Below are 17,961 nucleotides of genomic sequence, written 5' to 3' on the forward strand. Positions count from 1 at the left end.
GTAGATTGCACCAACGATGGTGAATCTTTCCTTTTACAAAGAACAATATCAGTCCCAGGATGCCGACGCCAGGATCATCATTGACGTACTATCCGTCTATCTTTATCCGTTGGAGCGGTATACGTTCATTGATGCGGTGAACCGCGTCAGGGAGATGTCACAAGATAGGATTATTGATATACTGGAACTACTGAGAGAAAAAGGCCTCGGCAGTTACAACCTGGCCGGCAATTATTCACTGATACCCGAACTGGGTTTTCTCCTGTTTCCTGAAAATATTCGCCAACCGCAATACCTCCGCTTACTTGATCATGCCAAACCTTACTCTTTTTATAGTACCAGTGCCCGTCTGCAGGAACTGCAGCAATTACTGACCGCTTACTTTACCGGAGAAAAGTCCTTACTACTGCCCCCCGTAAGAAAGATCTCTTTTGAGTTGCAGGAATACGTCCCCCACCTGTGTTATCTGCTATATTATCCGGAGTACGAAGGGTTACTGCGTTTATTTGATACCGATAGCATTATAAAGCTATATACGGCAGCAGTAAAACAGCATCTGTTGGCCATGACACCCCTGGAAACATTACATGCGTTCAGGCAACAGGTAGCGGCATTTATCAGTGTGGAAGCGGCTTTACTGGCTCATGCCGAGGTTGCATTGCAGGAAGGCTACATCAAAGAAGACATTAGTGGTACCGATGCACTTTATGCAGGTGCAGTTGTACAGCTTTATGAAGGCCAGCCGGACAAAACACTGGCCTTATTTGAACAAGGTATCAAACAGCAGCGGCAGCAGGATAAAAAGAACAGTATTCCTGTATCTCCACTTTTTGCTTTTTTGTATGCCTATACATTGACCATATTACCGGAAGAAAAAACATATGCCGTCATCAACAAAATACTGACGGCATATGACAAAAAACTTTTCCAGGATATCACACCGGCTATCAGCCTGTTACACTTTCATAATGGCAGGAAAGAGCGGGCAGAACACATGCTACAGATCCTGCTGGAAACTACATCCCGGCAACCGGAAAAACACATTCTCAGCTATCTTTCAGTGATATGCCTGCAAGCTTTTTATCCTAAAAGCAAACTGCTGAAAACATATGCCCCTTTCATTAAAGAGATGCTATACAGGGGGATACATCATCACTACCGCCTGCTGACATATGAACTGCTTTATCTATTCCGGGAACAGGCCTACCTGGGCACAGAAAAAACCTTCCGGGAGCTTACTGCTTTCATAGGGAAACAGCCCATATTCTCCCGTATGCAGGCCGTACCTGAATGGGAGCGGTTACTGAATACCCTGATCCTCCCGGAGACCAGCACACCATTGAAAGAAAAGACACCGACCATTACCCGTCTGGCTTACCTGATAGATATAAGCAGATCGGAGATACTGCCCGTTATACAAACGCACCAGGAGGATACCGGCTGGAGCCGTGGCAGGCCCACAGATCTGAAGAAGCTGAAGGAAGGGCAGCTGGAAAACCTGACAGACCATGATATGAGGATAGCGGGCACCATTCTGAAAGAGAGCTATCATACTTATGGTACAGCGTCATATATTTTTGGAGAAAGGGTCTGGCAGGAAATAACCGGTCATCCCAATCTTTTTTTACTGGAAGATCCCTCTGTTCCTGTAGAAGTGATCAAGGGTCAGCCAGAACTGATTGTAAACGGAACGGGCAAAGGATATATATTCAGTACCAACATCAGCGATCATACGCGGGAAACAGTGCTGATAAAAGAAACGTCTACCCGTTTAAGAGTGATCAGGCTGACGCAACAGCAACGGTCAGTACTCCAAACATTAAAACAGATCGGCACAGTGCCGGCGGAAGGCAAAGATAAACTGTTGCATGCCCTGCGGAATATCGGCACACATATCACTGTCCATTCCAATTTAGACGATACAGCCGCTTTAAATATAAAGCAACGTGCCGCGGATGCGCGGATACGGGTACAGCTGCAACCTACCGGAGATGCGCTCAAAGCCTCTTTCTTCGTAAAACCATTTGCGGTTGATCCTCCTTACTGTAAACCGGGAGAGGGCGCCCGGCACCTTATTGGTGTCACCAATGGCGAAAGATGCCAGGCTATCAGGGACCTGGAGGCAGAGAAAAGCAACCTGGCCAAACTGATGATCCTGATACAGGAATCTGTAGTACAGGAAGTCGTGGACGATACCATCATCTTTGATGATCCGCTGGACTGCCTGCAGCTGCTAGAAATAATATACCGGCATCCTGAACTCGCGGTAGCAGAATGGCCGGAAGGACAAAAACTGAAAGTCAGAGGAGTGGCGCATCAGGCACAGCTACGGGTCACGATCCGTAAAGTGGATGGGAAATGGTTTACCTGCAACGGAGAACTGAAAATAGATGAAGACACGGTCTTGTCATTAAAGGAACTGCTGGATGCGGTTAAAGTCAATCCTACACGGTTCATCACCTTACGAAACGGAGAGTTCCTCTCACTCACCACAAAACTGCACAGGCAACTCAATGAACTGGCCAGTATTGCGCTGATGGAACATGAGCAGATACATATCCGTCCGCTGGCAGCACATATGCTGGATGAATTGCTGGAGGGCGCAGGCAATGCGGACACTGACGAACACTGGAAGACATTGCGCGCCAGGCAGGCAATGGCTGAAGATATTCATCCCGAAGTACCGGCTACCCTACAAACACAATTACGTCCCTACCAGGAAGAAGGTTTCCGTTGGATGGTACGCATTGCAGGCTGGGGAGCAGGCGCCTGCCTGGCGGATGATATGGGGCTTGGCAAGACCATACAGGCTATTACCATGTTACTGTACCGGGCAGGTGATGGGCCAGCATTGGTAGTATGTCCGGCATCGGTATTACCTAACTGGGCCAATGAACTGTACAGGTTTGCACCTTCTTTGCAGGTAAAGCAGATCAATAATGGCAGCAGGTCGGCTGTATTGAAAACAGCAGGACCTTTTGATATAGTCCTGATCACTTATGGCATCCTGCAGTCAGAAGATAAATTGCTGGCAGGTATCCACTGGAATACCGTTGTACTCGATGAAGCCCATACCATTAAAAATTACCAGACTAAAACCTCCAGGGCCGCCATGGCACTGCAGGCCGGATTTAAACTGATCCTGACGGGTACACCTGTACAGAATCATCTGACAGAAATATGGAACCTTTTTAACTTTATCAATCCCGGACTACTCGGCAACCTGCAACACTTCAATAAACAATTTGCCACACCGGTCATTTATAATGCGGAAAGCAGTGTGACCAAACATCTCAGGAAATTAATAGGCCCATTCATGTTGCGCCGCACAAAAACAGCGGTTCTGGATGAGCTGCCGGAGAAAACCGAGATCGTTAAAATGGTTTCCCTCTCACCGGACGAAGCCGCATTTTATGAGGTCATGCGCCGGAATGCCGTAGAGAACATCAAAAAATACAGCCGGGAAAAGAATAGCAAACAACATCTGAACACGCTGACAGAAATAGGTAAACTACGGATGGCTGCATGTAATGCCCGGATGATAGATCCTGAGATAGACATCCACTCAACCAAACTGGCTGTATTCCTTGAAATAGTAAAAGAACTGATCGACAACAATCATCGTGCGCTTGTATTCAGCCAGTATGTACGTCACCTGGAACTGGTACGGCAGGCACTTGATGAATTGTGTATACCATATTGTTATCTGGATGGCAGTACGCCTATCCCTGCAAGAGAAAAAGTAGTTCAACAATTCCAGTCAGGCGAAGGCTCACTATTCCTGATCAGCCTGAAAGCGGGAGGAACTGGCCTGAATCTGACTGCCGCCGATTATGTCATACATCTTGATCCATGGTGGAACCCTGCTATTGAAGAACAGGCCTCTGACAGGGCTTACCGTATCGGCCAGACAAGACCGGTTACCATTTACCGGCTGGTAGCAAAACATACCATCGAAGAAAAGATCATTGCTCTTCATCATAGTAAAAGAGACCTGGCCGACAGGTTGCTTGAAGGAAGTGATATTAGCGGAAAATTATCGACGGAAGAATTGCTTTCGTTGATCTCGAAGAGTTGATAACAACGTTAAATAAATCTATCAGGGGAATGATAGAAATACTCAATAGATTTTTAATAATTTATCGTTCAAAAACTGCGGAATTTTTATTCCACAACGCTATTTTTTTCATTTTAATATTAAATATTTCAAAAAGAGAAGAAATAATTTCCTGATATCAAAATTTGATTATCTTTAGCGTATACTATCCTATGAAACGCCTTTTTACTTCGGCTCGAATCCTGCTATGGTGTGGAGTTTGAGCCGAAGATTGAAACTCTTGAAAATAATTTTTACTATCCTATGAATTACCTGCCTTTGTTTTAAAAAGGCGTTAGAAAACCTTAATTAAATCCCAACCCCATATTGTTAAATAGTACTACTTTCAGGACCGGCTGGTATCCTGTTGTGATTTTTTATTCCCCTCTGCGAATAATAAGGTAAAATATCTTATTCATGACCTTAATTGCAACCATTTATGCCCCCTTCAAAAGAAGATAATGCCTTTCTATTGGTAATAGAACAGCATAAAGGGATTATCTATAAAATAGCGAACTCCTATTGCAAAAATACTGAGGATAGAAAAGACCTTATCCAGGAGATCGTCTATCAGTTATGGCGGTCGTTTGGTGGGTACAATGATCAGTATAAGTATTCCACCTGGCTATACAGAATAGCGCTGAATGTAGCGATCTCCTTTTATCGCAAAGACAGCAAAAGAGCAGGCCGTACCTCCGGGCTTACTGCTGATATTATAATAGCCGCGGAAGAAGAAGAAGATACCGGCCCACAGCTTAAGCTCCTTCAACGTTTCATCAGTGAATTGCCTGAACTGGACAGGGCCATCATGATCCTCTACCTGGAAGAAAAAAGCTACAGGGAAATTGCAGAAATTCTGGGACTCACTGAAACAAACATTGCAACGAAGATCAACCGTATCAAAAACAAACTGAAAAGAAAATTCTCTACTATTCATAATTAATTAATATGGAAGACAACGCATTAAAAGAAATGTGGGCCAATTATGATAAGAAGCTGGAAAGATCACTGGCACTTAATCACCGCATCATTACCGAGATACAAACACAAAAAGCCCGGACTGCCCTACGCCCATTGAAAACAGTCAAGATCATTGCAGTCATTTTAGGGATCTTGTGGGCCTTATTACTGTCCGTGCTCGTATGCTTTGCCTTATCGGCCATGACGTATTACCGGCACTTCTTTGTAATATCCGCAGTGGCCATTATTATTACCACAGTAGCCGCCATCGTTGCTTATATCAGGCAAGTGGTGCTCATTCAACAGATCGACAACAGCATGCATGTGGTGGAAGTACAGCGTAAACTCGCTGCACTCCAATCTTCCACTATCAATATTGCCCGGATATTATTCCTTTCAGCGCCCTTTTACACGACTTTTTATATTAATAAAAGTATGTTCGAACATGGGACCATCGGGTTGTGGGTATTACAGCTGACCGTTACCATCGTTTTCACAATAATTTCTGTCTGGCTGTACCGGAACATCAGGCTGGAGAATGCCGATAAACCCTGGTTTAAGTTTATATTTGGTAGTAACGAGTGGACCTCCGTTATAAAGGCGATGAATTTTCTGAAAGAGATCGAGGCTTACGAAAAAGAATAAATCTGAAAAATGTCAAAGAAAGTAACTTTTGATGCTGTAATAGTGCAACATGGCAGTATGAATGCCGGTTATGTTGAATTCCCCTACGATGTACAAGAGTTGTATGGTGTAAAAGGCCAGGTGAAAGTAAAGGCATTAATAGATGGTAAGGTAACCTACAGAGGCAGCCTGTCGAAAATGGGTACCACCTGTCACACACTTGGCATTACCCAGGCAATCCGGAAAGAGTTGGGAAAGGAGCTGGGGGACACTATTCACATCGTATTGGAGCAAGACCTGGCACCCAGAGAAGTGATACTGCCTGAAGAAGTGACGGCCCTTTTCTCCAAACACCCTAAGGCCAGGGTCTTTTTTGATAAGCTGTCCTATACCGACAGGAAAGAATATATCGTCTGGATCACTTCTGCCAAAAGAGAAGAGACCAGGCAGAACAGGCTCAGCCTTTTAATTGAAAAACTGGAAAATGGCAGAAAGCTGAATGATAAATAAATTATTCAGCTGATTTATTAACTTGTAGTGTACTGTACTGCCAAAGAGAAAATGAGTGAACGTCCAAGACCTGATAAATCTATCCCAAAGGGCCAGGAATTACAGATAAGATTCGCATTGCATGCCGCAGGGATCGGCACATGGGATGTAGATATCCTTAACCGGCAAATCGTTCTGGATGACCGGTGCAGAGCACTTTTCTGCCTGGATGAAATGGAAGAGCCTACTTATGAGTCCGTTATCCGGCATATTCATCCTGCCGACCAGCCAGCTATCCGAGAGGCAATCAAACAAGCTTTACAACCAGATTCAGATCATCTGTTCAATGTACGTTTCAGATGCACTACTGTGGATAGTAAGAATATCATATGGCTGAATGTTAAAGGACAGGCGTACTTCAATACTAAAGGAATAGCAAACCGCCTTTCAGGCATCAGTCAGGATGTTACCGCCGAAGTCACCGCCAATGCGAAAGCTCAGGCAGCAGAAAAAATGGCGGCTCTTGCCGTTGAAGCATCGGATGCTGGCATCTTTACAATAGACCTCATTAATAATACCATCGATTTTTCCCCCAATCTATACTATATCATGACGGGCAACAGGGAAAAGGTGGTCAAAGACCGTGACATATTGATCAGTCATGTTCATCCGGAAGATAGAATGTTGAGAGAACGGGCCTATAAGGAAGCCGAAAATACCGGATTCCTTCATTATGAAGCCCGCTTCGTCTGGGATGACGGTTCTATTCATTGGGGAAAGGTGCGGGGCAAATACGAGTATGACATCTCCGGTACCCCGGTTTCCTTTTCCGGCATCTGCCTGGACATTACCACTCAGAAAGAGCAGGACGGACTGTTAAAAGAAGTGGAACAACGTTTCTCCCTTTCGTTTAATAATGCGGCTATTGGAAAGGAACAGCAAAAACTGCTAACGCTCGTGGAAAACAGCAGTGACCTTATTGCTGTTGCAAACATGGATGGCTCGATTGCCTACGTGAACGATGCAGGTGTGCAACTTCTTGGAATAAGCAGCAAAGTATCCGCCCTTACCCTCAATATCAGGGATATCTTTACACGGGAACACCGGATAGAGCTGGAAAAAGAGATCCTCCCCACTGTTGTCAATATAGGTAAATGGATGGGAAGACAATATTATACCCATCAGGAAACGGGTGAACAGATACCTTTCCATACCAATGCTTTCAGACTGGACAGCCCAATGAACGGAGAGCCCATTGCCGTTGCCTGTGTAGCACGTGACCTCAGGGCGGAATTGGGTGTACAACAGGCGCTGCGTGAGAGCGAAGCCCGTTTCCGTTCACTGGTAGAAGAAGCCCCGGTAGCAACTGCTCTCTTTGTGGGGCCCCGGTTTATTATAGAAGTAGCCAACGAACCGATGATCAGGTTCTGGGGTAAAGGTTATTCAGTATTGGGCAAACCATTGGGAGTAGCGGTACCTGAACTGAATGATCAACCTTTCATGAAGATACTGGATACTGTATATACCACCGGTGTAGCCCACCATGAAAAAGAAGCCAGATCAGTATTGGTCATTAATGGCAAGCCCGAAACCTTCTACTTCAATTTCACCTATAAGCCCCTTCTGAATGCAGCAGGAGAAGTTTATGCCGTGGTAGATATGACCATTGATGTGACAGAACAAGTGCTGGCACGGAATAAACTGCTGGAGTATCAAAGTACCCTGGAATTGGTGGTGGCTGAAAGAACGGAAGAACTGGCCGCTTCCAATGAAGAACTGGCTGCAATGAACGAAGAATTGCAGGACGCCAATCTTAGCCTGGTACGTTCCAACCAGGAACTGGAACAATATGCCTATGTAGCCAGCCATGACCTGCAGGAACCATTGCGAAAGATCCGTATCTATGCTGACATTCTGAATAACAAAGAAGACCTTCCTCACCATCATAAACGGATGGTGGAAAAGATCAACCAGTCTTCAGAGAGAATGTCCATGCTGATTAAAGATCTGCTGGAATTTTCACGCCTGCTGGAAAAGGGCAATATGATGCGGGAAATAGACCTTGCCATTATCCTGCAAAGCGTGATCAGCGATTTTGAATTGATCGTGGAGGAAAGACACGCGGAGATTATTATAGGGTCATTACCTGTTGTGCAAGGCATTCCTTTACAGATCAACCAGCTATTTTATAACCTGATGAGCAATGCCCTGAAGTTTATTCAACCAGGCATCCGTCCGGTAATCGAAATTAAATCTGCGCCTATTTCAGGAGAACAGGCCAGTATCTATATGGGTAAACCAGAACGATATAAACAATACTTCGATATCTCTTTCAGCGACAATGGTATTGGCTTTGAACAAAAATATGCTGACCAGATATTTGAAGTCTTCAAACGTCTCCACACCCGATCTGATTATCCCGGTTCAGGTATAGGATTGTCTCTATGCAGACGTATCGTGGCCAACCACTCAGGGCATCTGTACGTAGAGTCATCACCGGGTAAAGGCACTACTTTCCATATCATCATACCGGGAGTATAACAGTAACGAAACGAAAATCAAACTCCGGATATTAAATTTCAAAGCATTGAATTATTTTTGCTGCCTGTAAAACCTCCTATACCTAACCTAGAATGCCATGTTACCTTTCTGGAATGACTATTACTACCTGATACTTATTGCACAACTTGTTTGTATTGTGCATGCTATGAAAAATGGAAAGAAGGACTGGATCTACATCCTGCTTTTCCTGCCAGGCGTTGGCGCCATTGCCTATTTCGTCCGGGAGATCTGGCCGACCCTTAATGGCGGACAAGTGACCAGCAATCTCCAGGAGTTATTTGTACCAGGCCATAACATCAAGGAGCTGGAACGTAAAGTAAGGATCTCCGATACCGTTGCCAACAAACTGGCACTGGCCAATGCATATGCACACCGACGGCAATACCAGCAGGCTATTGAACTGGCGCAATCCTGTCTCAATGCCCATCATGCTAACGACCAGGGCATTCTACTACTACTGGCAAGACTATATTTTTATAATGAACAGTATTTCGAGAGTGTCTCCTTTTACAACCGGCTGTTGGACATGCGTAATTTCCGGATGACCAAACAGGAAGACGAGCTGCTGTATGCAAGAGCACTGGAAGGCAGCACTGATTATGTAAAAGCCGAAGAAGAATACAAAAAGGTGGTCCGCGTACATCACTCACTGGAAGCCATGTACTATTACGGAATGATGTTGAAGAAACAACAACGTACGCAGGAGGCAAAAGCACAGTTCCAGGCTGTAAAGGATGAAATAGAACTCCATCCGGGATATGTGCGCAGGCTGAATACCCAGTGGGTGAGACTCTCCAAACGGGAAATGGCTGATTTATAATAAAAAGCCTCCAAAGCCCTTTTGAAAGGCTTTGGAGGCTTAGCTATTTTTATGTTGTCAGTTAGTGCTGATCCTATTAACTTTCAGGTTATCATAATAGATATATCCATCTGTAGCTGACTCCCAATAATCCTGGCTACCACCGCGGAAAGTATGGAAGGTCAACCCTTTGATCAATCTCTTGCTGTCATTTGTTGTCCAGCGGATATCCCTGTCAAGCACTACTGTACCATCAATTACGTATTGTACGTGGCCATCGGTATTACTGCCGGTATTACTTTTCACATACAGGTGTACGTGATAGGTCTGCCCTTTAACCAGGCTACCCGAAGAAGGATAGGACTTACCGAATGTTTCTCCGTACTCGCCTGACTGGTCTTTAAAATAAAGGTAAGGTTGGAAGAATACCCTGCCGGCGTCGGTCTGGTACCACATCAGGCGTGCGGATCCACCATTACCATCCCAACCCGGGTCGCCCCCAGTGTTACCATCACCGATAGAGAAGCCAAAACCTAACTTTCCGCCTCTGCTCCAGTCAAACTGGCTGTGAAACCTGATGTCATAATCAACTTCATAGGCAGTACCGTCTGAGATATCAATGTTGGCAACCACACCACCCGCACCGGATAATGCATTCTTTAATAATGTGATACGCAGATTTCCATTGGAGATCATTCCCCGGCTGTCAACCCAGCCGGTTACATTACCGAAATCTGTAGCAGCGTTGTTTGCTGTATAAGTGCTGCCATGGGCATAATTATCCCAGTTTACACTCCAACTGTTCAGAATAGTGCTGCCTACAGCCTCGGTTTCCAGGCTACTGCCTGCGGCCAGGCGCTCTTCCTTAACGGTTTCTTTAGTACAGGCTGATAGTAATGTGATCATGGAAAGTGCAGCGCACCTGGTGACATTGACAATTTGATGTCTGTTCATTTTGTAATGGTTTTTTAAGGGAAAATGAAAAAAGATATGCTCAATATATTATGCTGTTCGTCATTTGGTCATTAAGACAATCGATTGCATCTATGCATATAAGGGTCTTCTGGTTCTAAGCTGTGGATTATCCTAGATGTCGGACGAAGCTGCAGTTAGTACTACTTAAATAAACAAAAAAAGTTCCGCCGCGCCTTAGGCGGGCGGAACTGCTATTGCATGTTATAACGCTGGTTAACGGGAAGTATTGTTTACCAATATCTTTTCCTTTTGGATCACCTGTTTATTATCCCTCACGGTAACGATATACACGCCATCCGGCAGGGAAGAGATATTCAGGTTATTATAATTTCCTTTTATCCGCTGAGACAGCCTTCTTACACCGGCGATATTATATATATCTACTGTATACACTTTGTTATCTGCAGGCAGGGAAAGATTCAGCGTATTGCTGGCCGGGTTAGGCCAGATATTCAATACCGATTTCGCCTTGACAGAGGCAACGGCTGTTGTGCTGATATTGAGTGGCTGTGGATAAGTGAAGGGGAAATCTATCTGTGCCTGTTTAAACTGCATCTCCACGTCTTTTGACCATCCGAAAGCAGTATCTGCCTGCGCTTCAAGACTGAATTGCGCAGCGCCGCTCCAGAAGTGTATAAATTCACCCAGGTTCAGGTCACGGGTATATTCACCATTATGCTGTGGGAAATATTGCGCCAGCAGGTCAAAATAGCGGTTTAATGCGGCACTGGAATCTGCCCTGTCATAGATTGGGAAGAACCAGTCGCGGAACCAGTGCGTACCAGGCTTAGGAAAACTTTCCTCTTTCACCACAAAATCATTGTAAGCCTGCTGGGCATCTCCTTCCCAACCAAGGCGTTTCATGACGTCATAAATGAATATTTCCGCCCATTTACTATCTCCCCAGATAGGGAATGAAGGGGAGTTATGAATGCCCTTACTGCCACCTTCCACAATATGTCCTACTTCGTGAATAGAAGCATGCAGGTTCCAGCCTTCTCTCGTGTCCCAGCTGCCCCCCAGGTCGCCGGAGTTCTTATAGTCGTGATCGGCATCAAATACTACTGACGGATGTCCGCCGGAATACCCTGATTTACTATGGAAAATCATGTTCACTTTAGGATCGCTGAAAGAGCCATAGTTTTGTTTTACATACTCCCATACATCTGTGAAGTCCTGGTTCATCCAGGTGGCGGAACGGCTTACAGCGTCATCAAACCAGATATTTACACTACTGTTGGTATATACCCGCGACAACAATTCTGTATGACCAGCCCAGTGTTCCTGCCATTGTGTAGGCGGCACATCAGTCACAGTAGTATTACTGCCGCTTATCCATGTAGACACACCATTTGCATTTTCAGCTCTCACCCTGTAATAATAGGTAGTCAGCGGAGACAGGTCCAGCGAGAAATACCGGCTGGTATTTGCCGGTAGCACAAACGCGTCATCCCAGTTCAATGTATCTGTAGTTCTCTCCAGGCGATAGCTGGTCTCTGTTGCAGCATTGTCCTGCCAGTTAAGGATGATCTGATTGCTGGAAACCGTCTGTGTTGTAAATCCGGTCGGCGCTGCAGGAGCGGAAGTATCTACCGTACCAGTGCCTGCACCAAAGATCTCCAGTTCCGCCAGTTGTGTAATGCCAGCGCCGTTATTGGCGGTGATATTTAAACGGTAGTATTTATAGGAAGTCGTGTTGGGCACTACATAAATACGTTTCTTAAACCTGGTTGTAAACAGCTGATTAGTCTGTACCTGCAGATCGGTCCAGGTACTACCATTATTTGAACCCTGGAATACCCAGTTCTTCGGGTCCCTTTCTACCGCATCATTTGCAGAAGTTATACTATACATGGTAGCGACAGCGCCACCCTGTAAGTAATAACGGATCCAGGTCACAGGCGCCCATGCCAGGTATTTGCTGTAAGTATTGTTATCTACCACTTTGGCCAGTCCTTCCGCGCCGGTGGTATTGTACTGATCTGTTACCACAGCATCTGCAAAGTTGGTGATGTCAGCACCCGCAGCCACATTAGGAGTTGTCACGACATCAGAAGTATCTGCAACAGATACGCCGGTAGCATTCACTGCTCTCACCCGGTAAATGAAATTAGTACCGATACTCAGTGAAGAATCTGTATAGGATGTCACGTTAGCACCTACGGTTGCACGTGGCAGGAACGTAACCGCATCCAGCGAGCTTTCAATACGGTAACCAGTTTCATTGGTCGCATTGTCAGACCAGCTGAGGCTTGCCTTATTCCCTGGCTGCAGGGTGGCTGTCAAGCCACCGGGACCGGAACCAGGTCCACCAAGGGTACCTGTCAGCTCCCATTCAGAGAACTGAATAGCTCCTGCGCCATTATTAGCGGTAATATTCAACCGGTAATAGAGGTAAGGAGTTGTGTTGGTAAATGAATAGGTTTTGGTCTGGAAACGGGCTGTAAATGCTTGTCCCGTCTGGGTATCCAGTGTAGTCCATGTCCTGCCATCATCTGAGGCCTGGAGGTTCCAGTCTTTAGGGTCTCTGGTGGAAAAATCATTGGCAGAGGTGATGGAGTACTGGTTAACAGTAGCTGATCTGGCAGCTTCAAACTGCACCCAGATCGCTGTTTTGGCAATGTAATACTTCGTATTAACATTGTCGTCTATCAGCTTCGGATAGTTCTCTGCCGCATTCGAGTTGGAATACTGAACCGTCAGTACTCCAGCGGCTGATGTTATGTCAGTCTGTGCAAGGGCCGGCACAGTACCGCATAGCAGGGTCACATACAAAGACAGCTTTGTAAAATTAGGCATACGCATAAGTAAATTGGTCATTTAAGGTTTGTGAATAAAGGCGCTATTGATTCTTATAAAACATAGGTTGATGTGAAGTTTTCTCGTGGTCTGACGTTGGTTGATATTGAGTGCTCACAAAACGGGTTACACACGTACGATATACGATCTTACTAATATAGCAAGCAATTGGGGGCAAAGCTGTCAATAGATATCAAACGGAATGTTAACAGAATTTAAACCATGGATCATGATTATTTTATGATGATGTCAAAGACATCTTTCAAAGCCTTCTTTGCAGCATGATAACCGCACATACCATGAATGCCACCTCCGGGTGGTGTGGAAGAAGAACATACATAAATACCTTTAGCCGGCGTAGTATAAGGCGACCATCTCATTGCAGGCCTCGTATATAGTTGTGTGATATCGAGAATACCACCGTTGATATCTCCGCCGATATAATTGGGGTTATAGGCTTCTACATCCGCAGTATTCATCACATGCCTGCCAATGATAAGATCTTTAAAACCAGGTGCAAAACGCTCTACCTGGTTCTCAATAGCAGCTGTCATATCTTTCGTAGAGCCATTGGGAACATGGCAATATGCCCATGCGGTATGCTTACCCTTCGGGGCACGTGTATCATCGAAGATGCTCTGTTGTACAAACAAGGTATAAGGTTGATCGGGGTGATGTCCATCCACTGTTCGTTGTTCATTCGCAGCAATTTCTTCAATGGTATTGCCAAGATGTATAGTACCTGCTTCCCTGCAGGCGGCAGCTGTAAATGGCGTAGGTCCGTCCAGCGCCCAGTCTACTTTGAACACGCCCATACCATAGCGGTAACGTCGCAACTGCCATTTGTAAAAAGAGGAAAATCTATCTCCTGCGATCTTCAATAACTGACGCGGTGTAACATCCAGCAACACGGCTCTTGAAGGTGGTAATTCCTTCAAAGCGTTCACATAAGTACCCGTCGCGATCTCTCCGCCCAGTGAAATAAAATAATCACCTAAAGCACTGGCCAATGCCTTAGCGCCTCCACGGGGTGCCGGCCATCCGCCTGCATGGCTGTTCAGCATCAGCACCAGGCCAATAGCTGCTGTGGCTATATTCGTCAAGGGTTGGATAGCATGCGCAGCCACACCGCCAAATAATCCGCGGGCTTCTTTTGTCTTAAAACGTTTAGCCAGGTGCAACGCTGATGGCAATGCCTTCAGTCCGAATTTCGCCAGGGTCAGCGGATGTTTGGGAAACTGTAAGGGCCCCAATATATCTTCAGTCAATCCTTTAAAATCTTTCAGCAATGGCCGGAACAAGTGCTCATAGGCCGTTCTGTCTGTTCCAAGTAACTGCGCTGTTTTTTCCAGTGAAGGATATAAAGCTGCTGCAGTACCATCATCAAAGGGATGCGCCGCATCCACTGCAGGATACAGATATGACAATCCAAATTGTTCCAGCGGTAACTGGCTAAAGAAAGGGGAAGTGACTGCCATGGGGTGAATAGCAGAACAGATATCATGCATAAAACCCGGTAGCGTTAGCTCTTTTGAGCGCAAGCCACCTCCAATCTCATTCCTGCCCTCAATAAGCAATACAGAAAGCCCTTGCTGCTGCATTGCTATTGCTGCTGCCAATCCGTTGGGGCCAGATCCGATGACGATTGCGTCATATTCGTTTTTATGCATTTTGTTCCTATTGAAAATCAGGGACCAGTGATCAACGTCCCCTGGGTTACAAACATAGGGCTCTTAACGGAGCCGGACAGCCGTAGATCCCTGGTCCCTGGTTAATATTTCAATACTGCCCTGCTTCCAGCTTACTGGGCGATAGCAGGTATTGTTTATCTACTTTATCCAAAATTACGTAAATCGAATCTTTATTCTGATTTAACCCGGAAAGAATAATCCGCGTATCAGTGGGTCTTTCATAATGCAACACAAAAGGAGGATCTTTCTTCTTCGTTGTATTCGGACGATCGGTAGCATTACGCCGCTGCCGTTCACGCCCCTGATTGGATGCACTCCTGTTCTTATCCCGCAGGGAAAGCTGCTGTTTCACAGTGTCTGCTTCATAGTAGAAGAACCGTCTTCCACCGGCAACGCCTGCCAGTTCGAAGTTACGGTCTATATCATTCTTCGGGGAACCACCACCGTTACTGAGATCCAGCCATACCGGTTTATTCACCTGGTATGTGATGGTAGACCATTTCTCAAAGGTCACATTCTGCCAACGCACTGAGTCCAGTGGTGAATAAGGAATCACCTTATTATTCAGCCGGAATTCCGTGACGTTGTAATATCCCCGCGTACCAGCCAGTCCTTTTTCGACAGGCTGTTTATAAGGATCATACAGATAATTCCACATCTGCAGGTAAAATAGTATAAATACGAATAAAAGGAAAGTGCCACACTTCAATATCCAACGTCCATACTTCTGCCATGCCCTGCTGAAGGAAGGATAATAGTGTACCGGTACTGTGTAACGTTCCAATACCAGCAGATTATAGATCCTGGGGATATCATACGCCAACACGAAGGCTCCGAGCAATACAAAGTATGCGGCATACACATGCACGCCGCCATCATAAGCAAGGTTTACAAAGGTGATATTGGCCAATGCTCCCGCCAGCAACACAGCGCCTATAGCGGCGGTTCCCCGGAAGAATAACAGGATGCCTGCCCCTACTTCCACAATACCTGCAAATACCTGATACCAGGGTACAATACCAATAGATAACCAGTAGATCTTCTGTGCTGTGAAATCGCCGAAATCAGTATGCAGGTTAGAGATAGATGGATAAGGCATCTGTACAGGGAATAACTTGGTATAACCAAACCCGATGATGCCTATACCCGCACGGTAGCGTACTATCACACGCAGCCAGTAATACAGCAGATTATACTCTAATCTCTTACGGTCAAACAAACTCCATATCACAGCTCCTGCCACGGCTATTCCAAGTGCTGCAGCCCAGCTGGCGTAACTGGCAATTCCCCAGCGGCCGCTCTCTGAGTCCACATTCCAGAGGTTCGGCTGGAACCTCGCGATATCATATACATCGCGGTATTTCAGATGTATCCAGTCCATTGTGAAAAGGTGTGTATACCAATTCCAACTGGTGGGAATACTCATGATCACAAAAAAGATAAAGGCAATACGGAATGCCCACTTTTGATTGCCCTTCCAGGGCTTTGACTGCACAGCAGTACCCTGACCTGTAGTATCCGGCGCTATGGGTGCTACCTGCTCCAGGGCAGGTGAATTAGCTATATCAGACATAACGTTGATTTTAAAGTTTAAGCGGTTTACGGCGACCTTCAATCAATGGGTATTGCTTGTTGATCTTGTCCAGCACTACATACACAGAATCCTGTTTTTCATTGATACCTGAAAAAATAATACGGCTGCTATCCGGCCTCGTATAGTGCAGCACCAGTCTTTCCTGCTGATGATATTTGTTTTTATTCTGCAGGAACATTACCCGGCGGGATTCATCAATGCCATAAGTATAATAATGCCTGCTCACAGCCCCGGCCAGCTCATAATTTCTGTCCTGGTCTTTCCCATAGATCTCTTCAGTATTGGCCAGATCAGGATGTACATACCGGTTGGAACGGATGCTGAGCGTAGCCCATTTCTCGAACACCACATCTTTCCAACGCACCGTATCCGTCAGTGAATATGGCAGTTCCTGGTTATTGATACGGAATTCCGTTACATTGTAAATACCTGCTGCATCGGCCAGTCCCGGCGTTTCAGGATACTGGTAGCCATTATGCCTATAGCTGGCATAAGTCTTATATCCATACAGCCCTACGAAGAAAAAGACAAACAGGGTTTTCACCACAATCCTTGCAGTGCGGTGCCATGGTTTGGCAAAATAGGGCCGTACGGTATTAGGTGCGGTAGGCAGCTCCAGCGTCAGCAGATTAACAATACGTAATGCATCATATGTCAGCAGGAACAAGGCCAGTATCACGAGGTAAAAACTATATACATATTCACCGCCCTCATAAGCGAGATTAGACATGAACACATTGCCGGTAAACGTGATGATGATACCGGCTCCTATAGTGGCCGTTCTTCTGCTGAACAGCAACAGCCCTGCAAGCGTTTCTACCAGTCCTAAAAAAGTTTCCATAGCAGGCACGACACCCGTGCTCATCGCAAAGATCTTCCAGGCGGACAGATCGCCGTACTGTGTGTTCAACTGACTGATGGAAGGATAAGGTAATTGCTGCGGGAACAATTTCAGCAGTCCATAAGCTATTACACCTATCGCCAGCCTGTAACGGACAATGGCGCGCAACCAGTAATACAACTGGTTATATTCCTTCCGCTGTTTGTCAAGATAAGACCAGATCAACGCACCAATCAATGCGATGAAAGCAATAATGCCCCAATCTGCAAATCCGCCAAAAGGACTACCAGATGGTAAGATCTTAGGACTATACCTGGCGAGATAAAAAATATCACCGAAGCCCGGTTCTTCCCAGTGAATGTGGAATAAGGTATTGAAATACTTCACGTCCAGTGGAATACACTGGATAACGAAATAGATGAAAAAGAAGCGGAAAAGGAGCTTCCAGGATCCCTTCCACGTCTGCGGTGGTAATAGATTTGCCGGATGTGTCATACCTGCAGTGTTTATGTGATGAAATATCAGATAGCG

11 protein-coding genes are annotated in these 17,961 nt (G+C 45.7%); 6 read left to right on the top strand and 5 right to left on the bottom strand.

Going from position 1 to position 17,961, the window contains the following annotated elements; genetic code table 11:
- Positions 1-16 precede the first annotated feature (16 nt).
- From F3I09_RS27590 to F3I09_RS27615, 6 genes are all read left to right on the top strand, one after another.
- Complete coding sequence (locus tag F3I09_RS27590; RefSeq protein ID WP_149698282.1) at positions 17-4,078, top strand: DEAD/DEAH box helicase; 4,062 nt, start codon at positions 17-19, stop codon at positions 4,076-4,078.
- A 457-nt stretch (positions 4,079-4,535) separates the two neighbouring features.
- On the top strand, positions 4,536-5,039 hold the full coding sequence (locus F3I09_RS27595) for an RNA polymerase sigma factor (protein ID WP_149698283.1): 504 nt from the start codon (positions 4,536-4,538) through the stop codon (positions 5,037-5,039).
- A gap of 5 nt (positions 5,040-5,044) precedes the next feature.
- Positions 5,045-5,701: a hypothetical protein gene (locus tag F3I09_RS27600; protein ID WP_149698284.1), complete on the top strand. Its 657-nt coding sequence runs from the start codon at positions 5,045-5,047 to the stop codon at positions 5,699-5,701.
- 9 nt (positions 5,702-5,710) lie between these two features.
- Positions 5,711-6,190, top strand: a complete 480-nt coding sequence (locus tag F3I09_RS27605; RefSeq protein ID WP_149698285.1) for a YdeI/OmpD-associated family protein — start codon at positions 5,711-5,713, stop codon at positions 6,188-6,190.
- A 51-nt stretch (positions 6,191-6,241) separates the two neighbouring features.
- A complete protein-coding gene (locus F3I09_RS27610; protein ID WP_149698286.1) occupies positions 6,242-8,710 on the top strand; it encodes a PAS domain-containing sensor histidine kinase in 2,469 nt (822 codons plus the stop codon).
- Between the two features lie 97 nt (positions 8,711-8,807).
- A complete protein-coding gene (locus tag F3I09_RS27615) occupies positions 8,808-9,551 on the top strand; it encodes a hypothetical protein (RefSeq protein ID WP_149698287.1) in 744 nt (247 codons plus the stop codon).
- 57 nt (positions 9,552-9,608) lie between these two features.
- On the opposite strand, the gene F3I09_RS27620 is transcribed toward F3I09_RS27615, so the two are convergent.
- The 5 genes from F3I09_RS27620 to F3I09_RS27640 all read right to left on the bottom strand — a co-directional run bounded on the left by F3I09_RS27620 (position 9,609) and on the right by F3I09_RS27640 (position 17,925).
- On the bottom strand, positions 9,609-10,484 hold the full coding sequence (locus F3I09_RS27620; protein ID WP_149698288.1) for a polysaccharide lyase: 876 nt from the start codon (positions 10,482-10,484) through the stop codon (positions 9,609-9,611).
- A gap of 234 nt (positions 10,485-10,718) precedes the next feature.
- Entirely contained in the window at positions 10,719-13,304 is a 2,586-nt protein-coding gene (locus F3I09_RS27625) for a T9SS type A sorting domain-containing protein (protein ID WP_223233406.1), read from the bottom strand.
- A gap of 233 nt (positions 13,305-13,537) precedes the next feature.
- Positions 13,538-14,974, bottom strand: coding sequence for an NAD(P)/FAD-dependent oxidoreductase (locus F3I09_RS27630; protein WP_149698290.1), 1,437 nt, complete (start codon positions 14,972-14,974; stop codon positions 13,538-13,540).
- Positions 14,975-15,083: 109 nt separating this feature from the next.
- A complete protein-coding gene (locus F3I09_RS27635) occupies positions 15,084-16,568 on the bottom strand; it encodes a hypothetical protein (RefSeq protein WP_223233407.1) in 1,485 nt (494 codons plus the stop codon).
- A gap of 10 nt (positions 16,569-16,578) precedes the next feature.
- Positions 16,579-17,925, bottom strand: a complete 1,347-nt coding sequence (locus tag F3I09_RS27640) for a DoxX family protein (protein WP_149698291.1) — start codon at positions 17,923-17,925, stop codon at positions 16,579-16,581.
- Positions 17,926-17,961: the final 36 nt, after the last annotated feature.

Source organism: Chitinophaga sp. CF418, assembly GCF_900142925.1.
GTDB lineage: Bacteria > Bacteroidota > Bacteroidia > Chitinophagales > Chitinophagaceae > Chitinophaga.

What these genes read in the sequence shown, in the direction of transcription:
- F3I09_RS27590 (WP_149698282.1), top strand. Translation starts at nt 17, where the DNA reads ATGGTGAATCTTTCCTTTTACAAAGAACAATATCAGTCCCAGGATGCC.
- F3I09_RS27595 (WP_149698283.1), top strand. Translation starts at nt 4,536, where the DNA reads ATGCCCCCTTCAAAAGAAGATAATGCCTTTCTATTGGTAATAGAACAG.
- F3I09_RS27600 (WP_149698284.1), top strand. Translation starts at nt 5,045, where the DNA reads ATGGAAGACAACGCATTAAAAGAAATGTGGGCCAATTATGATAAGAAG.
- F3I09_RS27605 (WP_149698285.1), top strand. Translation starts at nt 5,711, where the DNA reads ATGTCAAAGAAAGTAACTTTTGATGCTGTAATAGTGCAACATGGCAGT.
- F3I09_RS27610 (WP_149698286.1), top strand. Translation starts at nt 6,242, where the DNA reads ATGAGTGAACGTCCAAGACCTGATAAATCTATCCCAAAGGGCCAGGAA.
- F3I09_RS27615 (WP_149698287.1), top strand. Translation starts at nt 8,808, where the DNA reads ATGTTACCTTTCTGGAATGACTATTACTACCTGATACTTATTGCACAA.
- F3I09_RS27620 (WP_149698288.1), bottom strand. Translation starts at nt 10,484, where the DNA reads ATGAACAGACATCAAATTGTCAATGTCACCAGGTGCGCTGCACTTTCC.
- F3I09_RS27625 (WP_223233406.1), bottom strand. Translation starts at nt 13,304, where the DNA reads ATGCCTAATTTTACAAAGCTGTCTTTGTATGTGACCCTGCTATGCGGT.
- F3I09_RS27630 (WP_149698290.1), bottom strand. Translation starts at nt 14,974, where the DNA reads ATGCATAAAAACGAATATGACGCAATCGTCATCGGATCTGGCCCCAAC.
- F3I09_RS27635 (WP_223233407.1), bottom strand. Translation starts at nt 16,568, where the DNA reads ATGTCTGATATAGCTAATTCACCTGCCCTGGAGCAGGTAGCACCCATA.
- F3I09_RS27640 (WP_149698291.1), bottom strand. Translation starts at nt 17,925, where the DNA reads ATGACACATCCGGCAAATCTATTACCACCGCAGACGTGGAAGGGATCC.